This is a genomic window from Pseudomonas sp. G.S.17 (assembly GCF_038096165.1).
GTDB lineage: Bacteria > Pseudomonadota > Gammaproteobacteria > Pseudomonadales > Pseudomonadaceae > Aquipseudomonas.
In genome coordinates this window covers 1,963,987-1,987,098 of sequence record NZ_CP151076.1, presented here as the reverse complement: position 1 = coordinate 1,987,098, position 23,112 = coordinate 1,963,987, and the positions used below count along the sequence as shown (strand labels likewise).

General features: G+C 56.6%; 19 protein-coding genes. 17 read left to right on the top strand and 2 right to left on the bottom strand.

Going from position 1 to position 23,112, the window contains the following annotated elements; translation table 11 throughout:
• Window positions 1-49 precede the first annotated feature (49 nt).
• The 3 genes from AABC73_RS09110 (at window position 50) to AABC73_RS09100 (ending at window position 4,218) form a co-directional block, all read left to right on the top strand.
• A complete protein-coding gene (locus AABC73_RS09110; protein ID WP_341523299.1) occupies window positions 50-1,615 on the top strand; it encodes a PAS domain-containing methyl-accepting chemotaxis protein in 1,566 nt (521 codons plus the stop codon).
• A gap of 300 nt (window positions 1,616-1,915) precedes the next feature.
• Entirely contained in the window at window positions 1,916-3,262 is a 1,347-nt protein-coding gene (locus tag AABC73_RS09105) for a hypothetical protein (RefSeq protein WP_341523298.1), read from the top strand.
• Between the two features lie 437 nt (window positions 3,263-3,699).
• The gene (locus AABC73_RS09100; protein ID WP_341523297.1) at window positions 3,700-4,218 is read left to right on the top strand and encodes a hypothetical protein; all 519 of its coding nucleotides are present in this window, start codon (window positions 3,700-3,702) and stop codon (window positions 4,216-4,218) included.
• A gap of 138 nt (window positions 4,219-4,356) precedes the next feature.
• Here the strand turns inward: AABC73_RS09100 and AABC73_RS09095 are convergent, their stop codons facing one another.
• Window positions 4,357-5,928 (bottom strand): autotransporter outer membrane beta-barrel domain-containing protein, encoded by a 1,572-nt coding sequence (locus AABC73_RS09095; protein ID WP_341523296.1) that lies wholly within the window; start codon window positions 5,926-5,928, stop codon window positions 4,357-4,359.
• 1,107 nt (window positions 5,929-7,035) lie between these two features.
• Here AABC73_RS09095 and AABC73_RS09090 point away from each other — a divergent pair.
• The 4 genes from AABC73_RS09090 to AABC73_RS09075 all read left to right on the top strand — a co-directional run bounded on the left by AABC73_RS09090 (window position 7,036) and on the right by AABC73_RS09075 (window position 13,001).
• A complete protein-coding gene (locus AABC73_RS09090) occupies window positions 7,036-7,320 on the top strand; it encodes a hypothetical protein (protein WP_341523295.1) in 285 nt (94 codons plus the stop codon).
• A 216-nt stretch (window positions 7,321-7,536) separates the two neighbouring features.
• Window positions 7,537-9,399 (top strand): addiction module component, encoded by a 1,863-nt coding sequence (locus AABC73_RS09085; protein ID WP_341523294.1) that lies wholly within the window; start codon window positions 7,537-7,539, stop codon window positions 9,397-9,399.
• Between the two features lie 76 nt (window positions 9,400-9,475).
• Window positions 9,476-12,445 (top strand): hypothetical protein, encoded by a 2,970-nt coding sequence (locus tag AABC73_RS09080; RefSeq protein ID WP_341523293.1) that lies wholly within the window; start codon window positions 9,476-9,478, stop codon window positions 12,443-12,445.
• Window positions 12,446-12,542: 97 nt separating this feature from the next.
• Window positions 12,543-13,001 (top strand): hypothetical protein, encoded by a 459-nt coding sequence (locus AABC73_RS09075; RefSeq protein ID WP_341523292.1) that lies wholly within the window; start codon window positions 12,543-12,545, stop codon window positions 12,999-13,001.
• Window position 13,002: 1 nt separating this feature from the next.
• On the opposite strand, the gene AABC73_RS09070 is transcribed toward AABC73_RS09075, so the two are convergent.
• On the bottom strand, window positions 13,003-13,695 hold the full coding sequence (locus tag AABC73_RS09070) for an alpha/beta family hydrolase (RefSeq protein WP_341523291.1): 693 nt from the start codon (window positions 13,693-13,695) through the stop codon (window positions 13,003-13,005).
• A 90-nt stretch (window positions 13,696-13,785) separates the two neighbouring features.
• Between AABC73_RS09070 and ccoN (AABC73_RS09065) the strand changes: the two genes are divergently transcribed.
• From ccoN (AABC73_RS09065) to AABC73_RS09020, 10 genes are all read left to right on the top strand, one after another.
• Window positions 13,786-15,210, top strand: a complete 1,425-nt coding sequence (gene ccoN, locus AABC73_RS09065; protein ID WP_341523290.1) for a cytochrome-c oxidase, cbb3-type subunit I — start codon at window positions 13,786-13,788, stop codon at window positions 15,208-15,210.
• Window positions 15,211-15,220: 10 nt separating this feature from the next.
• Entirely contained in the window at window positions 15,221-15,829 is a 609-nt protein-coding gene (gene ccoO, locus AABC73_RS09060) for a cytochrome-c oxidase, cbb3-type subunit II (RefSeq protein ID WP_341523289.1), read from the top strand.
• 3 nt (window positions 15,830-15,832) lie between these two features.
• The gene (locus AABC73_RS09055; protein ID WP_047577851.1) at window positions 15,833-16,051 is read left to right on the top strand and encodes a CcoQ/FixQ family Cbb3-type cytochrome c oxidase assembly chaperone; all 219 of its coding nucleotides are present in this window, start codon (window positions 15,833-15,835) and stop codon (window positions 16,049-16,051) included.
• On the top strand, window positions 16,048-16,998 hold the full coding sequence (ccoP, locus tag AABC73_RS09050) for a cytochrome-c oxidase, cbb3-type subunit III (RefSeq protein WP_331149095.1): 951 nt from the start codon (window positions 16,048-16,050) through the stop codon (window positions 16,996-16,998). The genes AABC73_RS09055 and ccoP (AABC73_RS09050) overlap by 4 nt, the downstream gene beginning before the upstream one ends.
• A gap of 504 nt (window positions 16,999-17,502) precedes the next feature.
• Entirely contained in the window at window positions 17,503-18,945 is a 1,443-nt protein-coding gene (gene ccoN, locus AABC73_RS09045) for a cytochrome-c oxidase, cbb3-type subunit I (protein ID WP_065836326.1), read from the top strand.
• Window positions 18,945-19,553: a cytochrome-c oxidase, cbb3-type subunit II gene (ccoO, locus tag AABC73_RS09040; RefSeq protein ID WP_341523288.1), complete on the top strand. Its 609-nt coding sequence runs from the start codon at window positions 18,945-18,947 to the stop codon at window positions 19,551-19,553. The genes ccoN (AABC73_RS09045) and ccoO (AABC73_RS09040) overlap by 1 nt, the downstream gene beginning before the upstream one ends.
• A gap of 5 nt (window positions 19,554-19,558) precedes the next feature.
• Window positions 19,559-19,747 carry a cbb3-type cytochrome c oxidase subunit 3 gene (locus tag AABC73_RS09035; protein ID WP_341523287.1) on the top strand — a complete coding sequence of 63 codons (189 nt, stop codon included), beginning with the start codon at window positions 19,559-19,561 and terminating at the stop codon, window positions 19,745-19,747.
• Window positions 19,744-20,721, top strand: coding sequence for a cytochrome-c oxidase, cbb3-type subunit III (ccoP, locus tag AABC73_RS09030; protein ID WP_341523286.1), 978 nt, complete (start codon window positions 19,744-19,746; stop codon window positions 20,719-20,721). Before AABC73_RS09035 ends, ccoP (AABC73_RS09030) begins: the two co-directional genes overlap by 4 nt.
• A gap of 348 nt (window positions 20,722-21,069) precedes the next feature.
• A complete protein-coding gene (gene ccoG / locus AABC73_RS09025) occupies window positions 21,070-22,485 on the top strand; it encodes a cytochrome c oxidase accessory protein CcoG (protein WP_341523285.1) in 1,416 nt (471 codons plus the stop codon).
• A gap of 27 nt (window positions 22,486-22,512) precedes the next feature.
• On the top strand, window positions 22,513-23,052 hold the full coding sequence (locus AABC73_RS09020; protein WP_341523284.1) for a FixH family protein: 540 nt from the start codon (window positions 22,513-22,515) through the stop codon (window positions 23,050-23,052).
• Window positions 23,053-23,112 lie beyond the last annotated feature (60 nt).

The following is a 23,112-nucleotide window of genomic DNA, read 5'->3' as shown; positions in this document are numbered from 1 at the left end:
TATTGGTATTAGTGCCGATAGCATCCCAAAGCCTAGCGGATCGAAGCTCATGCGTAATAACCAGCCCATCACCCAACGCGAACGGACGTTTCCGGCCGATCAACGGTTGATCTCAACTACTGACGCCCGTGGTGTCATCACCTATTGCAACGACGCGTTCGTTGAGATCAGTGGCTTCTCCCGGGAAGAACTGCTCAAGGCGCCACACAACACCGTTCGCCATCCCGACGTGCCTGCCGCCGTTTTCGAACATATGTGGACGACACTGAAAAGCGGTCAGCCGTGGATGGGCATCGTCAAGAATCGCAGTAAAAACGGCGACCATTACTGGGTCAACGCTTACGTCACACCGATGTTTGAGAATCAGCAGGTAGTCGGCTTCGAATCGGTTCGGGTCAAACCCACCGCCGAGCAGGTTCAACGTGCCGAAGCGCTGTATGGCCGCCTGAACAACGGCAAGTCGGCGATCCCACGTCGTGACAAGTGGCTGCCGCTGCTACAGGACTGGCTGCCCTTCATCATGGTCAGCCAACTGAGTTTCCTGATCGGTGTCTGGTTGAATTCCCACTGGGGTTTCGCCTTGGCAGCCGGGCTGTCGGTGCCGCTGGGCCTGTTGGGCCTGACCTGGCAACAGCGGGGCATCAAGCGCCTGTTGCGTCTGGCTGAACAAACCACATCCGACCCGCTGATCGCGCAGATGTACACCGACAGCCGTGGCCCGCAGGCACGTCTGGAGATGTCGATCCTCAGCCAGGAAGCGCGGATGAAAACCTGCCTGACGCGCTTGCAGGACACCGCCAACCAACTCAACTCCCAGGCTCGTCAGTCCAATACCCTGGCCCACGCCAGCTCCTCAGGCCTGGAGCGCCAGCGGATCGAAACCGAGCAAGTGGCCACCGCCATCAACCAGATGGCCGCCACCACTCAGGAAGTCGCCAGCCACGTACAACGCACCGCTGACGCTACGCAGCAAGCCAACGAGCTGACGCGTCGCGGCCGGGACATCGCCGGGGAAACCCGCGAAGCCATTCAGCGCCTGTCCACTTCCGTGGGCGAAACCGGCCTGACCGTGACGCAACTGGCTAAAGACAGCGATGAAATCGGTGGCGTGGTCGACGTCATCAAAGGCATCGCCGACCAGACCAACCTGCTGGCTCTCAATGCGGCCATCGAAGCCGCACGCGCCGGGGAAATGGGTCGTGGCTTTGCAGTCGTCGCCGACGAAGTCCGCCAACTGGCGCAACGCACCACCGAGTCCACCGGCCAGATCCACGGCCTCATCGCCAAGCTGCAACAGACCGCCAACGCCGCCGTGCAAACCATGAACTCCGGCCATCGCCAGGCCGAAGAAGGCGTCGCCAAGGTCCTCGAAGCCGACCAAGCGCTGATCGGCATCAGCGAAGCCGTGGCCAACATCACCGACATGACCACCCAGATCGCAGCCGCGACCGAAGAGCAAAGCTCGGTGGCCGAAGAGATCAGCCGCAACATCGCCACCATCTCCCACCTGGCCGACCAAACCTCCGAAGAAGCGCAACGCTCGGCAACCCTGAGCGGCGAACTGACCAACACTGCCCATTCGCAGTATTCGTTGGTGGAGCGGTTTAATCGGTAGTTTCCGCACGCAATAAAAGAACCCCAATGAACCTGGTTTATTGGGGTTTTTTGTTGGTTTTTTTTGAGTTGCAGTTTGATTAATTAAGTGTGGACTACACAATTGAGGAAGTGGGTTGTAGGGCTGTTCTGAAAGTAGATAGTTGGTGGACTTTAGGGTGAAATGGGTGTTGACCGCTGCGTTGGAGTGGGATTAGTTGGGTTTCAGGTCGAGTGATTGGTGACTGCCTTAAGGGTGGAACGCTTGGCCTTTAAATCTAATTAATTGTGCAGATTGTTACTGCGCACGATGGAGAACGACATGAACAAAAACAACGAACTTCTCGCACCTAATGTACCCGCCGCAGAGACCGACGGACTTATCAAATTAAGCGATCTCACTAGCGACCTGATTGTCACGCTACCCGTGTGGCCTTTCGCGATGCTCGACGATGGATTTCAACTGACTCTGGATGAAGCGCCTGTGGGTACGAAGATCGTACTCCCTGATCCAGTACCTGATGAGGGGACTGTACTAACGGCGGCAATTCCCCTCACAAATCTGGACCAAGATAAGAGCTATACGGTTGGCTACTTAGTGATTGCATCACCTGGAGGTGGTGGCCGGCCTTCTGAGCAAACTTCGATTCGTATTGATCGCACGCCAGCCGGCGGACCGCTGCTCGCCCCCATACTTCTGCCGAGTATTTCACTGGCGAATGTCACCGGCAAAATCCCCGGCTATATCGGCATGGAAGTGGGTGACACCATTCAGACCCTCTGCAATACAGCCGAAGGCCCTGCCTACATTATCATCGCCGAAAATCTGACCACGCTCCCCATCGAGATCACCCTTACCCGTGAATTCCTCGAAAGCCTTCACAGCGATAAGGTCAACATTACCTATCACGTCACCGATCGAGCGGGTAATCAGTCGATGCTCGCGCAATCTGTAGAACTGACTTTAGGGGGCGACGACGCAACACGCCTAAACCGACATTCGAATCGAAACTATAAAACCACCGCACATACTTATGCCCTTGACGCCCCCAGCATTCCAGTCGCACAAGCTGATGGCTTGATCGCCGTCGACGACTTGAACACCGACATCGTTATCTATTTCCCCGTATGGCTCGGCGCACACCTCGGCATCGACACCAATCAGCTGATGATCAACGGTGTGCTGGTGGGCGAGCCGGTGACGGTTCCCGATGAGGCCACCGAGTTTTCGCTCACTATCCCGCTGGCGACCCAACTCAAGGAGGATGGCAGCTATACCATCGGCTACCGGGCGACGAATGCAGAGAACGGGGTTTCTGAAAACTCAGAAGTCACCACCATCCGCATCGACCGCACCGCCCCCGGCGCTGCAATGCTCGCGGCCTTGGTATTCCCCCAGGTCAATTTCGGCGACAGGTTGATTGGCCGGATGCCGGGTTACGCTGGCATGCAGGCAGGCGATCTTATTCAGACTATTTGCAATGGTGCCAATGGTCCTTCTTATCTGATTCAGACCGAGGACCTGACCAAGTCCATGGCAATCTCCTTCCCTCGGGAATTCCTGCAAAGTCTCGAAATCGACGCGGTCAACATCACCTACCAGATCACCGACCGAGCCGGTAATCGCTCCATTCTCGCGGAGTCGGTGGATTTAACGCTGCAATTCTGATCAAACTTTGCACTCAAATGCATTAAAACTTATTAATCCTGCACGCATTTGCGTGCGGGATTAATATTAATCCATTGAGTGAAATTTCCTAGGACTATAAAACCTGAAAATTTCGGCCCCAGTATTAGTTCTTCTCCGGCAACAATTGTAGTACTTAACCTACAGATATGCCTCTTCAGCTCCTACAACCACTTTCAAGACAACAGATTTACCCCCTGTAATTCCTGCACTATACCTAAAACTCACAACTGGAAGAACTGCCCTTTTATGTCGCTCAAGGAAACAATAAAAAAGTCAGCAGCGCCAGTTTTCGGAGAAATATTCTGACTTGACGACTGCGCGCTGAAGCAATGTAATGCGCCAAAAAAAACCGCCATGAGCGGCACTGATGAGTTCCAACATCAAACTAACCAATAACAATCCAGGAAAACAATCAAATGGAAGAAACGCCTCCAACCAACAACACCGACAAAAACAAGCAGCAGGAAACACCCAGCACCAATGTCGATATACCGCGAACCAAACCGGCCTTAGGGGATATCTCGGACAGTCTGAAAGCGCCTTTTCTGCCGCATGTAAAACCCGACGCAATCAGTTATGAGGAAGTGCACACGGGTGTCTGCGTCCATATCCCAGGATCAGCCAAGATGGTGTTCGGCGACGAGCTGGTGTTCTACTGGGGCGTCAACAGCTCCTCGACTCCCATATTGCTCAAGCACGTAAATTCAAACAGCGTGGTGCGCGTGCTGTGCATCAGTTATCACTTTATTGAGTGCGTGCAATACGGGTTGGTGGATCTGTACTTCGAGGTTTATCGGGACCAGCATTTGATCGGCACCTCGCCGGCGTTGGTGGTCACGGTCAACCGCAACTCACCGGTGACTCCCAGGCAACGGCAACGCAAGCGCAATATGATCCGCAGGTACGCAAAAAAACCTGATAAAAACCGCTTCTGAAAAAAAGAACCCCGGTGTGAAACGCACCGGGGTTCTGGAGGAAAAAATACTGTCCCGCAGGACTTATGAAAACCAAGCGATGCCGCCGTCTCAAAGAAATGGCGGCATCCTTTTCAGCTCCTATTGCAGCGCGACGGTCTAGAACGCCAACTTCAACCCGACATTCGCCCCCCATGGCTGCTCGACGTTTTTGCCTTTCATGTAATCAAAGTCGGCATGCAGCTGCAGCCGCTCCGACAGCGATACGGAAACACCCGCGCCCAACTCGACACGCGAGCCAGACAGATCATTGCCGAAGCGCTTGTCGTTGACCTTGACGTCATTGCTGCGCGAGAACTCCTGCGCCATGGCCACCCGCAGATAAGGTGTCAGCACGCCGCCATCCTTGAGGGCGATGCTGCGTCCGGCCGAGGTCCCGACTTTGCCCAACGTCGATTGCGTACGCTCGTTGTTGGCCTGCATGCCGTTGTCCAGCGTGTAGCTGTCGCCTTGCACCCACACGCTGGACAGCTGCGCATAAGGTTCGAGGAAATAGCCATCGGCAAAGTTGATGTGCCTGCCGAACTCCAGCGAGCCACCGACAGCGCTGCTTTCGTAGTCGCCCTTGGCCTTGGTGCCATCGCTCATGGCCACTTTCGACTCGTTGCGAAAGCGGTTGAGCTTGAGCACGCCGTCCAGGTAGTAGCCATCGTCCAGCAGCCAGGTGCCGTAACCGCCGACATAGTAGCTGTCGACATTGCCCGTGGTGCCGCGACTCAGGTCCAGGTCGTTCTTGCTGTAACCGGCCATGACGCCCAGCGACAACTCGCCGACGCCCACTTGCAGCGGCGCATCAACACCCAGGGTCAAACCGCTCTGCTTCTGCTGGTAATTCACACCGTCGCCGGTCGAGGCATTGAAACGGCTGCCATAGCTGCGCATCCATGCGCCGCCCAGTGGCTTGCCGCGTACCTCGCCCATACGACTGCGCAAGGTAGTCAGCTCGCTGTTCCAGATGTTCGGCGCCGCGTTGAACAGCGCCAGCACACTTTGGGTTGACGGGCTGATGGTCTTGCCGGAACCGACAATAAACCAGTCATCGCCGCGCTGCTCCAGTTCGTAGGAATACACCCCAAGATCCGCCTTGCCACCCAGCAGACCAAACTGCGCATCGCCGCCGTCGGTATCCACCACCATTAATGGCTCAACTTCAGGCGTTACCAACTCCAGCCCGGTGTTTTGCACTTTCAGCGTGTGATTACCGTTGGCCTGACCGTTCACCTTGAGCAAATCCCCGGAATGGTTATCCAGGTTAATGCGCATATCGAACGTGCCACTGCCGGACAACCCGCCCAGGGTCAAGGTCCTGAAAGCCCCCTCGCCAAAACTCACCCGCCCGCCATTCATGGACAAAGCCTTGACGCTGCTGTCATCCACCATCTGCCAACTTGCTGCGGAATTGATCGCCAACGTGTTGCTGTTGATGATATTGCCGGTGAGTTGTGCGTAGTTTTCCAGCGTGACATTGAGGATGCTGGTGTCATCGGCGGTTAGGTTGCCGTTTAGGCGACTGTCGTCGACTTTGAGGTTGGCGGTGCTGCCGCCCTCAACCTCCAGCAAATTGCCATTACCGCCGTAGAGAGTTGAGTTGTTTTGGATGGTGATGTTGGCGATGGCTGGGGTTTTATGGATTTTAGCGACCTTTATCGCAGCGCCACGCTCGCCTTTCACTATTGAACCATCTATGACAACCTCGCTTACTTCTGTCGAAATTTCGCCCCCCGGCCTTAAATTAGTACTGATAAAAATTCCATCAACGACACCCAATGCTTGGCTTCCATTAAGAAGCTTTAGAATAGCGCTACCCACGGTAACCCCGGCGCCTCCACCGCGAGGATCACTTTGCAAGCTAACTCCTTCCACCTTTGAATTATCAAATATAAGCAGACTATCCCAGCCAACCGTAGCCCCATAACCTACACCCAATATAGAGCTATCTTTTATGTATGCCCCTGACGCAACCCCTTCTTGAGTTGACGCGACAGTTAGCCCTCCGTCTAATTTGTTATCCACGTTAAGCATATCTGCATTAAGCCTTCCCCCCTGAACTGTCAACGCCCCAAACACCGCCCCCGAGCTTACGTTCATAGATGATTTGTCAACTAGAACGCTATTCACTACCCCATTATTTATATTCAGAATACCGCCATTCTTAACCGTATATGTGTCAGGAGCAGTGTTCTCATCCACGTTGAACGTTACCCCATCAATCAAGCCTCGCCCGTCCTCTCTAGGAAGATTATTACTAAGAGTCGCCGCATTGATATCCGGACTGCACATCATCCCAAACGAAATACCCATCACGCCCAAAATAGAACCATTGACCAGGCAGCATTTTTTTTCCCGATAAGACATCCCGCTTCTCCGAATTACAAGAGGGGCAGATAATCGGCACTTCCCGAAATAGCTGCAGGGAGACTTCCCCACAACTCTTGTAGGACGCTTCCCAAAATATTGAAATATCACAGCGTAGGAACTGTTTCGAATGTAAGTCTGGTGTAGATTGATCCACGATAGATATCCAAACACAGATTGACAAAAAGGCCCAACATCTATTAGTTCTAATATAGGCAGCCAAGGCTATCTATCTACCACCCAAACATCGAGATCAAACGCTCACGCCCACTTTGATAGCCTGAGCTAAACACTGAGGAGCACACATAAATGATCAACACGAAGAAAACAATGAGCCTTCACCCGCTAGGCAAGCGCGAGGTCTAACGCCACCTACTGTCGTGCTATGCGAAGCTGTAGATAAACTCTTACAAGATCGGCGATGTGGTCATCCTGATTTTCAAAGGTTTTGATGCCATTAGCGAAGGTGATCCGGTTGCGGGAGCAACTTTCAGCCAGAGCGTGACGCTTGATGAAGACGCGGCGCTCAAGGGTTGCCGCTTCAAGGTTGAGCATGCCGCGTTGCTGGCGATTGAACTGGGCCGGGCCGAAGCGCGTTATGAAGTGAGCAGTGCCAATGGGCGAGTGATGTCGCAAAAGGCCGATGCCTACGTAGATATGCGCACACCAGCAGCAGGTTGCCAGGCATTTTCCTACTCGAAAGGATAGGTATTTACCACCCATTGTTGACAGCGAGTCGAATTTTCTATTACGTCAAAAGCGGCTAAAGATTCAGGTCTTTTTCCAAACTAAAACTTGAATCGTTAGTGGCAAGACCACTAACCCACCCTCAACTTTTAAAATAAAAGTTGCGGACACTTATGACCTTAAATTCGTGCAGCCTCATATTAAACAGGCCTCACGCATATTAAATGGAGTAGCACCATGTGTAATTCAAACAGTCACGTAAAGCGCCGCCACCGAAGCGGGACACGCGCACTTGTCGAGCCCGTAATAGCGGCACTTCTTGAAGACGGGCTATTGCCGACTGCGCTATTAGGCAACGCGGTAAGCGTAACTTTCCCGGTGTGGGAAGACGGCCTTGATAACGACACCTACCAATTGATATGGGATGACAAACCTATTGGAGTGAAAGGCTCGCTACCAGCCAATCCTGTACCCGGTGCGCCATTGACCCTCGACATTCCGGTTGAGGTCCTGGCCGACTCGGTCGACGGCGAACACTCTTTGGCCTACGAATCACAGCGCTTCGTGGGCGGGACGCCTAACAGATCACCTGCCCTCAATGTGATCCTGGATCGTGTTGAGCCTGGCGCTGGTTCATTGATAGCACCGCTAATCTTTCCACGCCAGGTCATCGACGGCCTGACATCCGAAGAACTGACCGCTATGGGTGATGTGCTGCCGGGCGAGGTGGTTGCATATTTCGGCATCCAGGCTGGCGATGTGATTCAAACCTTCTGGGGTAATACCGAAGGGCCGCTGCATACGGTAGCGCCCACCGAGGTGCCGGGTGGCGGCACGGCACCGCTAAGGATCACCATTCCGTTCAGCCGTACGTTTCTGGAGTCGTTGGGCGACGTCAATGAAGACGTTTACTACACGTTGGTCGACCGTGCGGGTAATGGCCCGGTGCAATCCGAATCAGTGGCTTTCCAGCTGTCCCTGAAGGAGCCCGCGCTGGACTTGCCAGCACCGATTATTGATCAGGCCGATGACGGCGTCATCAGTGATACCGACGCGCGCATGAGCGTCGAGGTCGACATTCCAAATTATGGCGATGTACAGGTCGGTGACCTGATCACCCTGTATTGGGGCACCAACAGCCTCGCGCCGATTCCGGTGGAGGACGGCGACGAGACCGAGAATCCGGTTTTCACCGTATCCGTCACCTACGCCACCATTGCTCTGACGCCGGACGGCGACGTGGATGTTCGTTACGAGGTGGAACGCGACAGCGCCCTACTCGGCAGCTCGGCTCTGAAAACCGTAAATGTCTTGCTGCATTTGCCTGGCCCGGTAGACCCTGCCGCACCGATCATTCGCGGTCGCAGCGACAATCCGGACAGCACCGACAATGTTATCGACGAAAACGATTACCTGCTGCCTGCTACGGCGATCATCCCTTGGAAGACCGGTTACGTGTTGGGCGATGAGATCAAGCTGTTCTGGGGCCAGCAAACCACACCGGTTTCCTACCTGATCAAACCTTCCGACATCAGTGCAGGGCTGGATTTGCTGTTGACGGTTCCTAATGCGCTAATCATCGCGGAGGGTTCGGGGCAAGAGATTCGGGTTTATTACACCGTTAGCCAAGCGGGTAACCCCAATTCGTCGACCTCCGCGCAACAAAGCGTGAGCGTCAGACGCTTGGGGGAACTTCCGGGTGGCGAAGATGGCCTCAAAGCGCCGCAATTTCTGCGCCTAACGGATCAGAACGCTATCGGGGCCATCCTCAACCCGGATGGCGCCTCGGTGATCGTCGCGCCGTACGTCAACATCAAGGCTGGCGACGTGCTGACCTTTATTTTCCACGGCTGGAGTGGGTTCGTAACGGGACCACAAATTCCGGAAGCAACTTACACGTTCATCACTGAACCGCTGACTGAAGAACAGACCACCCAGGACTATGAGTTCACCGTACCCGATACCAACTTACGTTTGGTCTGTGTAGGCCGAGCCGAAGCCACCTTTAGAGTTGAAAGCGTTACCGGGCCGGCAACTTCGGTACCTGCAAAAGTGCTGATCGATATGGTCACGCCGGGTGAAGGCTGCTATCCAGACTAATTATTTCGCATAACGGGCCGCTTCGGGCAGCCCGTTATGCGGGCAACTTAAAATCCAAAAAAAGAGTGTTTAACTTATGAATACCAAACAATCAAGAGCACTGGCCGCACCCAAACTTCATAACACCAATGACCCAGCTGGAATTGGCTACATGGACACGCTGGACCCAAACATTCCGGTGCTGCTGCGCATTGGCCCATACACAGGCATGTTAGCCAGCGACTACATCGAGTTATTCTGGGGGGGACTGGAAGAGCCTATCGCTAACTATACCGTGCGCGAAGAAGATACAGCGGAAGGAACCGGCTCATTTGTTCTTTTGCCTGTAGCACAGCGTTATATTTCGGTTGATCTGACAATTCATACGATTGTGGATGCCTGGTATACCGTCAAGCGCTTCGTGGGTGGAACAGTAAGCGAATCCGACCGCTTGCCGATTACTATCAAACTCAATATCCCGGGCGGGATCGACATCGATCCTTCAACCCCCTACCAAAACGAAGCCCTCCTAAAACCCAGCATTTTCCCCGCTGGCATCATCACCTCTCCGGATGGGGTGAGTGTGATTCTCATGCCTTACCTGAACATGGAAGTTGGCGACAAGGTGACGGTGTCGTGGAACGGTGAGTTTGTCCTGCACACCATTGAATCCGAGGATCAAGTCGGTCATCCGGTGGTGGTGCCGGTGCCGAGGACGATTATTGAAATGGCCGGTGATTCGGACATGCTGGAGGTCCGCTACGAAGTGCGAGATATCGTCAACAATTGGTCGCGCTGGTCGCTGCCGACCTTTGTTGAAGTGGAAGCCGGCAATTCCAGCTTGCCAGCAGTGATTACCCCGCAGGCGCCAAATTCGGTGCTGGATCTGGACCGGGCGGCTGGCAATCCGGTTCAGGCATTGGTCTTGGCGTATCCGCAAATGGCGGGCAGCGACGAGATTACCTTAGTCGTGGAACGCAACACCGCCGAAGGCATGGCGCTGGAGCCTTTCGTGATCACCAAGACGGTGCAGAACCCATCGAGTTTCGTGGAGTTCTTCGTGCCGTTCGAGCAGTTCGTGCCGATTACTCAAGGCCGGGCGCGCCTGAAATATACGGTGGAGAAAGCCAGCGGCGCGATGTTGCGCTCCAAGAGTCTGTCACTGACGGTTATCGGCGAAGTTCAGGAGTTGCAGGCACCGAAGGTCCCGGCGGCACAAGACGGTGTGCTTGACCCGGCTTCGCAAAATGTCGTTTCACTGGTGCCGCCTTATTACTTCATGGCGGATGGCAATGACGTCACGCTGGTCTGGTCCGGCAAGACGGCCAGCGGTGCGAATGTGTTGCACGAGGAACTGAGGACGTTGAGCAGCGACGATGTCGGCAAGACCCTGGAATATCGTATCCCTCAGGACAAGGTCAGTGTGCTGGCCGGAGGCACGGTGCAGGTCTATTACACGGTCAACACCTTCACCCGCGCGTTCTTCAAGTCGCCGGTTCTGGACTTGAACGTGAGTCAGGACACCAGCGTGCCATTGCCCGCGCCGAGCGTGGACCACGTCAGTGCCGATGGCGTGCTCGACCCGGCGAATATCGGCCCGGAAGCCATCGTGCGTATCCAGCCTTACACCGGGATGGCGATCCGCGACAAAGTCAGCCTGCATTGGGAAGGCCGCGCGCCTGATGGCGTATACAGCACTTATACGGTGCTCAATAGCGGCACGGTAGACCGCGAAGTAGTGTTCCGTGTGCTGAAAAGCATTGTCGTCGCCAGCCTCGATGCCCGGGTCAACGTCTGGTATGAAGTCGAGCGCAACGGCCAGATCTATCGTTCCGCCAGGCTGGCGTTTGTTGTGCAGGAAACCGTGGTGACGCCACTTCCGGTACCCCAGGTCAAGGAAGCAAAGGGTGACACTCTTTACCTTGCCGACACTGCAAACGGCGCGACCGTGGTGGTACAAGCCACTGCGAATCTGAAGCGCAATGATTGGGTGCGGGTCGACGTTAAAGGCGCTAACGCCAGCGACAGCAAGGAAAAAGTCGTTCAGGAGGGTGATGTCGGCAAAGAGCTGTCGCTGGTGTTTGCCAGTGCAGTGATCTCCGCCAACGTCGGCCAGACCATTGAGGTGGTTTACAGCGTGCAGCGCGCGTCAGGGGTTGTGCAGACTTCGCCTTCGCTGATGCTGAAAGTGGTGGGCAGCCTTAGTAACCTTTCCGCACCGCTCATGGAGGGCGTCGGGCCAGCCGGTATTCTCGTGCCTTCTAAAATCCCCGAATCCGGCGCAACCGTCCGGGTTGCCTACCAAGATATGCAGCCCACGGACAGCGTAATCGCCAGCTGGAAAGGCGTGAGCGCACACGACACGCCGCCACAGGTGGTGGGCAGCGCTGCGCAACTGGAATTCAATCTTCCCAAAGCCCTTATCACTGCCACCGCTGGCCAACCCGCGACGGTTTCTTACGCCGCGACCCGCGCGTCCAGCACGGTGGTTTCCACTCCGTTGCAGCTGACCGTCAGCCCGTCACTGGAGTTCGATGCTTCGCCCGTCACCCTGGCCGGGAAGATCTATTTGCTCCCCGGCGCGCCCGATCTGCTTCCCGCTTTTCCGGACGGCACAACGCTGCAGCGGGTCGCCAGTGGCGGTCAGGCGCCGTATGTGTACAGTTCAAGTAACCCGTTGGTGGCCGTGGTTGACCAAACCGGGCTGACTTCGGTGCGCGGAAGGGGTGAAGCAATCATTTCGGTGACGGATGCGCTGGGCATAACTGCGAGCTACACGGTTACTGTAACTGGCGTGGTTCACTGCATCGGTCTGGGCAATGGAACCTCCAACCCTATCTTCATCGCCGCCGCCAATGCCGGCGCACGAATTCCCTCTATCGAGGAACTGCGGGAGATATTCAATGCTTACGGCAGTCGCTGGCCGATGGGCAATAACACGTACTGGTCTTCGAGCATCACTTCCCAGAGTTTGCTGGGAACCTGGTATTGGGTGAAAAACCTGGTATTGGGCCAGGAAGTCCAGACCAAGCACTCGCAGTACAGTAATGGCGTTGGCCTGCGCTAGCATGACCCGAGCTCAATCCTGAATTACCGGGGGCGTCATTCTTGAATGGATGGCGCCCCTTTAGATAACGTCAATCCAGTGCGTCAAGAGCATGAACATGAGCAACCCAGCCAAGCCAGCCAAGCGTTCCATTCCGCCCGCCCACTGCACGGGAAGTTTCGCGGCTGCTGTCAATCAGCGGCCCATGGTCATCAAGTCTTTGCGCGCCCGGCTGACACTTCGGCCTGAATTGGCCGAAGCGCCGAGGCACTGGATCTGGAAGATCATTGCCGAAGGCAAGGTGGGTCAGAAGCGCACCAGTATCGGTTTGTTCTTCGACCGGGACTTGCCCGCCGGCACTTATGATCTTGTCGCCAATGAGCAGATCAAGATTGTCTATAACGAGAGTCCTGGCAGGCGCAACGTGGTCTATCACTCGGCCAACTTGCAGACCGGCCAGTTCACCCTTCTCGAAGCCGACGTGGCACGGCAGCAGATCAAAGGCCTTTTCAGTTTCGGCATGTCCGCCATTAACTTTGAAGTCAGCGACGGTGTGTTCGATCTGCAATGCCGGTGAGTCATTCAGCCAGCAGGAACTGCCCGATACGCTGCGCGGTATTCGCCAGGCACTCTTCATACGTAACGCCGGACGCCTTCAGCGGCTTGAGATCGTGATTGGCGGTGGGTAACCAGAGCAATTCAATCGACTTCGATAACGCATAGCCTTCGACCGTCTCGCGGTTACCCAATGCGTCTCGCTCGCCTTGCACGATCAGGCTCGGGGTTTTCAGTTCGGCCAGATGCGCGACCCTTGGCTTTTGCGGTTTGCCCACTGCGTAAAACGGATAGCCCAGACAAATCAGCGCATCAGCGCCCACTTCATCCGCAACCAGACTGGCCATGCGCCCGCCCATGGATTTGCCGCCAATGGCCAGGCTGCCAGAGACATGAGGTCGCAGGCTGGCATACACCTGCCGCCAGCTTTCGAGCAGCTGCGCCTGCTGATTTGGCGGCCGCTTGCGACCGTCGATGCGGCGTTGGGCCATATAAGGAAACTCGAAGCGCCACAGGTTGACGCCTTGTGCGGCAAGGCGCGCCGCCATGTCGTTCATGAAACCACTGTCCATGGGCGCACCGGCGCCATGGGCCAGAACAAGCGTCGCCGTTTTGCGGCCTGAACGCCCTTCTGCCCGGTTCCACAACCAGCCATTGTCCTTTGCCAGTTGCGCGCATTGATCCTCGTCAATACAGGCATTTTGCCCATTGCTCATGCTTGCCTCGCTTTTGATGAGTCTGCCAATAACCCGGAGCTATAACCGTGCGTAATGGCCCCGACCTAGCTGGATGGGAAATACACCTAAATGAACACTACTAACAGCACCGCCTACAACTATCAGGTGGTCCGCCAGTTCGTCATTATGACGGTGATCTGGGGGATTGTCGGGATGGGACTTGGCGTCTTCCTCGCCGCCCAACTGGTTTGGCCTGAACTTAACTTCGACCTTCCGTGGACAAGCTTTGGTCGCTTGCGTCCACTTCATACCAACGCCGTGATCTTTGCATTCGGCGGCTGTGCATTGTTTGCCAGTTCCTATTACTCGGTCCAGCGCACCTGTCAGACCCAGCTGTTTCTTCCCAAACTGGCGGCCTTCACCTTTTGGGGCTGGCAACTGGTCATCTTGCTGGCGGCCATCAGCCTGCCATTGGGTTACACCAGTTCCAAGGAATACGCCGAACTGGAATGGCCGATCGACATTCTGATCACCATTGTCTGGGTGGCTTACGCCATCGTGTTTTTCGGTACCGTGGCCAAACGCACGACCAAGCACATCTATGTCGGTAACTGGTTCTTCGGCGCGTTCATTCTCACGGTTGCGATCCTGCACATCGTCAATAACCTCGAATTGCCGGTCAGCCTGACCAAATCCTATTCGCTGTATTCCGGCGCGACCGATGCGATGGTGCAGTGGTGGTACGGGCACAACGCTGTGGGCTTCTTCCTCACCGCCGGTTTCCTGGGGATGATGTATTACTTCGTACCCAAGCAGGCCGAGCGCCCGGTTTATTCGTACCGGTTGTCCATCGTGCACTTCTGGGCGCTGATCACCCTGTACATCTGGGCCGGTCCGCACCACTTGCACTACACCGCGTTGCCGGACTGGGCGCAGTCCCTGGGCATGGTAATGTCGCTGATTCTGCTGGCGCCAAGCTGGGGCGGCATGATCAACGGCATGATGACCCTGTCGGGCGCCTGGCATAAGTTGCGCAGCGACCCGATCCTGCGTTTTCTGGTGGTGTCCCTGGCGTTCTACGGCATGTCGACCTTTGAAGGTCCGATGATGGCGATCAAGACCGTCAACTCGCTTTCCCACTACACCGACTGGACCATCGGTCACGTGCACGCCGGTGCCTTGGGCTGGGTAGCGATGATCTCCATCGGCGCCCTGTATCACATGATCCCGAAAGTCTTCGGTCGGCCGCAGATGCACAGCATCGGCCTGATCAACGCGCATTTCTGGCTCGCGACCATCGGTACGGTGTTGTACATCGCTTCGATGTGGGTCAACGGCATTGCGCAGGGCCTGATGTGGCGTGCGATCAACGAGGACGGCACCCTGACTTACTCCTTCGTCGAAACCCTGGTGGCCAGCCATCCCGGTTTCATCGTGCGGATGGTCGGCGGCGCGATCTTCTTCAGCGGCATGTTCCTGATGGCTTACAACACTTGGCGCACCGTGCGGGCTTCCAACCCTGTCGACGCTGCTGCCGCTGCGCAGATGGCCTGAGGAGTCGACCATGAGACATGAAGTAATCGAAAAAAACGTCGGCCTGCTGATGATTCTGATGGTGCTCGCCGTCAGCATCGGCGGCCTGACCCAGATCGTCCCGCTGTTCTTCCAGGACGTGACCAATAAGCCGGTCGAAGGCATGAAGCCCTATACCGCGCTGCAACTCGAAGGTCGCGACATCTATATCCGCGAAGGCTGTGTCGGTTGCCATTCACAGATGATTCGTCCGTTCCGCGCCGAGACCGAACGCTACGGCCACTATTCGGTTGCCGGGGAAAGCGTCTGGGATCACCCGTTCCTGTGGGGTTCCAAGCGTACCGGTCCGGACCTGGCCCGGGTTGGCGCCCGCTACTCGGATGACTGGCACCGCGCGCATTTGTACAACCCGCGCAACGTCGTGCCTGAGTCGAAGATGCCAGCTTACCCATGGCTGGTAACCCAGCAACTGGACAGCAGCCACACCGAAACCAAGATCAAGGCCATGCGTACCCTCGGCGTGCCGTATACCGACGCCGATATCAGCGGCGCTGTAGCGACCCTCAAAGGCAAGACCGAGATGGACGCGCTGGTTTCTTATCTGCAAGTGCTCGGCACTTCGATCAAGAGCAAGAGGTGAGCCATGGATATTCAAGACTTGCGCGGCCTCGGCACGCTGGTGGTGGCAATCGCGTTTATCGGCCTGTCGCTCTGGGTTTTCAGCAGCCGGCGCAACTCGGAATTCGCTGAAGCGCGCATGGCACCGTTCGCCGATGAACCTTTGCCGACACCCGTCAACGAGCAACTTTCACAAGAGCGACTCTCCAAACAGCAGTCTGTCGCGCGGAGTAAACAGTCATGACCACCTTCTGGAGCACCTACATCTGCGTGCTGACCATTGGCAGCCTGATCGGCCTGACCTGGCTGTTGATCGGTACCCGCAAGGGCGAAACCAAAGGCAGCACCGACCAGACCATGGGCCACAGCTTCGACGGCATCGAGGAGTATGACAATCCGCTGCCCCAGTGGTGGTTCATGCTGTTCGCCGGCACGCTGGTGTTTGCGGTGGGTTATCTGATCCTGTATCCGGGCCTGGGTAACTGGAAAGGCGTACTGCCCGGCTACGAAAATGGCTGGACCGGCGTCAACGAATGGCAGAAGGAAATGGACAAGGCTGACGCCAGGTTCGGACCGATCTTCGCCAAGTTTGCCGCAATGCCAGTGGAGGAAGTGGCCAAGGATCCGCAGGCCCTGAAAATGGGCGGCCGCCTGTTCGCTTCCAACTGCTCGGTCTGCCACGGCTCGGACGCCAAGGGCGCTTACGGCTTCCCGAATCTGGCTGATGATAGCTGGCGTTGGGGCGGCGCGGCCGACACCATCAAGGCCACCATCATGGGTGGGCGCGTGGCAGCGATGCCCGCCTGGGGCGCAGTCATTGGCGAGGAAGGCGTGAAGAACGTTGCTGCTTACGTGCGCCACTCCCTGGCCGGTTTGCCTCTGGCTGCGGATGACACCGCGAACATCGAGGCCGGACAGCAAGTGTTCAGCTCGACCTGTGTAGCGTGTCATGGTGCTACAGGTAAAGGCACCGAAGCGATGGGCGCCCCAAACCTGACGCAGCCGGGCGGTTTCATCTACGGTACCAGCCTGGCTCAACTGCAACAGACCATCCGTCTTGGTCGCCAAGGTCATATGCCTGCTCAGGCCGATTTGCTGGGCAATGACAAAGTGCAGTTGCTTGCCGCCTATGTTTACAGTTTGTCCAAGGGTCCTGATCAACTCGCAGCCAAGGTAAAACAGGCGGAGTAACGATTCAGCAAAGCGCTGGATTCCACGAACGCCGCACCCTGCAACGGGGTGCGGCAGTTCCCTGGCCACACGCGACCAAGTGTCGCACCCCTCGTTAGTACAGCTTCCCACTCCTGGCTTTCGGGTCTAAGCTTGCCCGCATAGTGGACTGGCAATAGCTGGCCACAGGCCAAGTGAAAGGAATGTGTCCGACATTCATACAGGCAAAACCTGACAGGCTGATTCATGGTCTGTTCGAGCCTTGCCCCGTATGCAGCCAAAATGTCCGCCACTCACGCGCGCTACTTCACAAGACCTGTCTCCCCCGCCTTTTTCAGTCTGCTTGGACACGATAATTCGTGTGCCTTGCGTTCGAGATATGCCTGAAAAGGCCGTAGTTTCAGCTTCGGATAGCATGTGCAACGCCCTTTTTTGCGTTGCATTGACCAATGCCCTCCCCATACCTGCGCCCGGCAACTCGGATACCAGTACCTCTAATAAATATCCAAACCGTGGAACCTTAGAATGAGCACAGCAATCAGTCAGACTGCTTATAACTATAAGGTCGTTCGCCAGTTCGCCATCATGACGGTGGTCTGGGGAATCCTTGGCATGGGATTAGGTGTCTTCATCGCCTCACAACTGGTGTGGCCTGATTTGAACCTCGGCCTTGAATGGACGACGTTCGGACGCCTGCGCCCGCTGCACACCAACCTGGTGATTTTCGCCTTCGGTGGCTGTGCATTGTTCGGCACTTCCTATTATGTCGTGCAGCGAACCTGCCAGACGCGGCTTATCTCCGACAGCATGGCGGCCTTCACCTTCTGGGGCTGGCAAGCAGTGATCGTCGGCGCAATCATTACCTTGCCACTGGGCTATACGACCACCAAGGAGTACGCCGAGCTCGAATGGCCGATTGCTATTCTGCTGGCCATTGTCTGGGTGACTTACGGCGCGGTGTTCTTCGGCACCATCGTCAAACGCAAGACCAAACACATCTATGTCGGCAACTGGTTCTACGGCGCATTCATCGTCGTGACCGCGATGCTGCACATCGTCAACCACATGTCGCTGCCGGTCAGCCTGTTCAAGTCCTATTCGGCTTATTCAGGTGCCACCGACGCCATGATCCAGTGGTGGTACGGCCACAACGCGGTAGGATTTTTCCTGACCACAGGCTTTCTGGGGATGATGTACTACTTCGTTCCCAAGCAGGCCGAACGTCCGATCTATTCCTATCGTCTGTCCATCGTGCACTTCTGGGCGCTGATTACTCTGTACATCTGGGCCGGTCCGCACCACTTGCACTACACCGCGTTGCCGGACTGGGCGCAGTCACTGGGCATGGCGATGTCGATCATTCTCCTGGCCCCAAGCTGGGGCGGCATGATCAACGGCATGATGACCCTGTCGGGCGCCTGGCATAAGTTGCGCACCGACCCGATCCTGCGTTTTCTCGTGGTGTCCCTGGCGTTCTACGGCATGTCGACCTTTGAAGGCCCGATGATGGCCATCAAGACGGTCAACTCGTTGTCGCACTACACCGACTGGACCATCGGTCACGTTCACGCCGGTGCATTGGGCTGGGTGGCGATGATTTCCATCGGCGCGCTCTACCACATGATTCCGAAAGTCTTCGGTCGGCCGCAGATGCACAGCATCGGCCTGATCAACACGCATTTCTGGCTCGCGACCATCGGCACGGTGTTGTACATCGCGTCGATGTGGGTCAACGGCATTACCCAGGGCCTGATGTGGCGTGCGATCAACGACGACGGCACCCTGACCTACTCGTTTGTCGAAGCCTTGCAAGCCAGCCATCCGGGTTTCATCGTCCGGGCAGTGGGCGGTGCATTCTTCGCCAGCGGCATGCTGTTCATGGCCTACAACGTATGGCGCACCGTCCGTGCTTCCGACCCGGCTGAAGCAGAAGCCGCCGCCCAGATCGCTGTCGTTGGAGCTCACTGATGAAGCATGAAGTCCTCGAGAAGAATATTGGCCTGCTGGCCTTCTTCATGGTTATCGCCGTCAGCATTGGCGGCCTGACCCAGATCGTCCCGCTGTTTTTCCAGGACGTGACCAACAAGCCGGTCGAGGGCATGAAGCCGCGCACCGCACTGGAAGTCGAAGGTCGCGACGTGTATATCGCCAACGGCTGTGTCGGCTGCCACTCGCAGATGATCCGTCCGTTCCGCGCCGAGACCGAACGCTACGGCCACTATTCGGTTGCCGGGGAAAGCGTCTGGGATCACCCGTTCCTGTGGGGTTCCAAACGTACCGGTCCGGATCTGGCGCGAGTCGGCGGACGTTACTCTGATGACTGGCACCGCGCGCACTTGTACAACCCGCGCAACGTCGTGCCTGAATCGAAAATGCCCGCCTACCCCTTCCTGGTCGAGAAAAAGCTCGACGGCAAGGAAACCGCGAAAAAACTCGAAGTCCTGCGCACGCTGGGCACGCCTTACACCGACGAAGATATCGCCGGTGCCCAGGCGGCCGTCAAAGGCAAGACCGAAATGGACGCACTGGTGGCCTACCTGCAAGGCCTTGGCACCATCATCAAAAGCAAAAGGTGATCTTGATGGATATCGGGATGATTCGAGGCCTTGGCACCGTGGTGGTGATGGTGGCCTTTATCGGTCTGGCGCTCTGGGTGTTCAGCCCGCGGCGCAAGTCAGAGTTTGAAGACGCAACCTTGCTGCCCTTCGCGGATGATCCCGAAGCCATCAAGAACGTCGAGCAAGCGCAAGCTTCCAGGAGCAACAAATGAGTACGTTTTGGAGTCTGTACGTCACAGTCCTCACCCTGGGTACGATCTTCGGCCTGACCTGGCTGTTGCTGTCCACCCGCAAGGGCCAGCGCAACGAGGCCACGGAAGAAACCGTTGGTCATTCCTTCGATGGCATCGAGGAGTACGACAACCCGCTGCCCAAGTGGTGGTTCATGCTGTTCGTGGCCACCATCATCTTTGCCTTGGGTTATCTGGTTCTGTATCCGGGGCTGGGCAACTGGAAAGGCATACTGCCGGGTTATGACTACCTGGATAACGACAAGAAGACCGAGTTCTCCAATGGTCAGGCTGGCTGGACCGGCGTCCATGAATGGGAAAAGGAACTGGCGCGCTCCGATGCGCGGTTTGGGCCGATCTTCGCCAAGTTCGCGGCCATGCCGATTGAAGAAGTCGCCAAAGATCCGAAAGCACTGAAAATGGGCGGCCGCCTGTTCGCCTCAAACTGCTCGGTGTGTCATGGCTCGGATGCCAAGGGCGCCTACGGTTTCCCGAACCTGACCGACGCCGACTGGCGCTGGGGTGGCGAGCCTGAAACCATCAAGACCACCATCATGGGTGGCCGCCATGCGGTCATGCCGGCATGGGGCGAAGTGGTTGGCGACCAGGGTGTGCGTGATGTTTCAGCCTATGTGCTGACGCAACTGGATGGCCGCAAATTGCCGGAGGACGCGAAAGCCGATCCAGCGGCCGGGCAGAAAATCTTTGCCGCCAACTGCGTCGCCTGCCACGGTCCGGCAGGCAAAGGCACGCCGGCAATGGGCGCGCCTGACCTGACGCATCCAGGGGCATTCATCTACGGTTCGAGCTTCGCGCAACTGCAGCAGACCATCCGTTACGGCCGTCAGGGCCAGATGCCAGCTCAGGAGGCGATGCAAGGCAACGACAAGGTTCACCTGCTGGCGGCTTACGTGTACAGCCTTTCTCATGGGGAAAAAGCCTCAGAGGCCAAGTAGGCCCGATGGAAATCACCGTGGGAGCGAGCTTGCTCGCGAAGAGGCCAGCACACCAGATGCATTTTCAGCGTCTGGAACATTGGTCTTCGCGAGCAAGCTCGCTCCCACAAGGCTTCTCTTTCGTGCCGGACAGCAGCCAAAAAAGCTGCACATCATCTACTAGTCAATTGATCCAGATCAGCATCTTCTACAATTTCCTACACCAAGATGCGCGGCGACCCAATGCGACCAGAGGTCGCACCCCTCAGCCATGTCTGCAGGCGTATGATTAACGCCATAACAGCACTCTTCTGACCCCAGTTGGCATGTACTGACTGAGGCATTTTTCCACTGCCGTGGGATGCACCGATGAGCAATCAGATTCCTGTACACAATGTCACGCCACCACCGAAAAACGATAACAACACGGTGGATCTTTATGCTGCGCGCGAAAAAATCTATACCCGCGCCTTCACCGGTCTGTTCCGCAATCTGCGCATGGTCGGCGGCGGTCTGCTGTTCCTGATTTATTTCGGAACCGTATGGCTGAACTGGGGCGGGCATCAAGCGGTGTGGTGGAACCTGCCGGAGCGCAAGTTCTACATTTTCGGGGCAACCTTCTGGCCTCAGGACTTCATCCTGCTGTCGGGCATTCTGATCATCAGCGCTTTCGGTCTGTTCTTCATTACGGTCTATGCCGGACGCGTCTGGTGCGGCTATACCTGCCCGCAAAGCGTCTGGACCTGGATCTTCATGTGGTGCGAGAAAGTCACCGAAGGTGATCGTAACCAGCGCATCAAGCTCGACAAGGCGCCGATGAGTGCCAACAAACTCGTGCGCAAGCTGGCCAAGCACACGTTGTGGTTGCTGATCGGTCTGGTCACCGGCCTGACCTTCGTCGGCTACTTCGCGCCGATCCGCGACCTGACCACCGAATTGCTCACCGGCCAGGCTGATGGCTGGGCGTATTTCTGGGTCGGCTTCTTCACCCTCGCCACGTACGGCAACGCCGGATGGTTGCGCGAACAAGTGTGCATTTACATGTGCCCTTACGCGCGTTTTCAAAGCGTGATGTTCGACAAGGACACACTGATCGTCTCCTACGACCCACGTCGCGGCGAGAAACGTGGCCCGCGTAAAAAAGAAGCGGACTACAAGGCTCAAGGCCTCGGTGACTGTATTGACTGCACGATGTGCGTGCAGGTCTGCCCGACCGGGATCGACATCCGCGACGGTCTGCAAGTCGAGTGCATTGGTTGCGCGGCCTGTATCGATGCCTGCGACACCATCATGGACAAGATGAACTACCCGCGCGGCTTGATCAGCTACACCACCGAGCACAACCTGTCCGGCCAGGTCACCAACAAGCTGCGGCCCCGCCTGATTGGCTACGCCCTGGTGTTGCTGGTGATGATCGGCCTGCTGGCATCGGCCTTCGTCATACGTTCGCTGGTGGGCTTCGATGTCAGCAAGGACCGCGTGTTGTACCGGGAAAACGCGGAAGGACGGATCGAAAACGTCTACAGCCTTAAAGTCATGAACAAGGATCAGGTCGACCACACCTACATTCTCGATGCCACCGGCCTGCCGGACCTGAAGCTGCAGGGACGTCGTGAATTCAAGGTTGCGGCGGGTGACATATTCACCATGCCGGTGGAACTGTCGAGCGCCCCCGAGAAGCTGCCGTCGAGCACCAACGAGGTCACGTTCATCCTTCAGGACGCCGATAACGGCGGCACGCACGCTGAAACCAAGAGCCGGTTCATTGGCCCGCAAGTACGTTAACACCGGGTATTAATAGAGAGTTCAGCCATGTCTGTCGCAACCGCTTCAAGCCCCTGGTACAAGCACATCTGGCCATGGATCATCATTGCGATCCTGGCCTGCTCGGTGACCTTGACCTTGTCCATGGTGACCATTGCCGTGAACCATCCGGACAACCTGGTCAACGACAACTACTACGAGGCTGGCAAAGGCATCAATCGCTCCCTCAACCGCGAGCTGCTGGCCCAGACCCTCAAGCTGCGCGCCACCGTGCATCTGGATGAACTGACCGGCGAAGCCGAGCTGCGTCTGAGCGGCGACAGCCAGCCGCAAACCGTCGAGCTGAACCTGATTTCGCCGACCCAGCCGGAAAAGGATCGCAAGATCATCCTGACCCGCAGCCCATCGGATGCCGGACGCTACATCGGCCAGTTGAGCGACAAGGTTGAAGGCCGTCGCTTCGTTGAGCTGCTCGGCGTGCAGGACGGCCAGACCTGGCGCCTGTTCGAAGAGGAGCAAGTCAGCCACGACAAGGACCTGGCCCTGGGCGACGAGCCGATCCAAGGCGCTGAAGATTTGAAGAATTGAAGAATTGAAGAATTACTGTGCAGACTGTGTGAAAACGTCACGAGCGAAGGCAAGACAAGG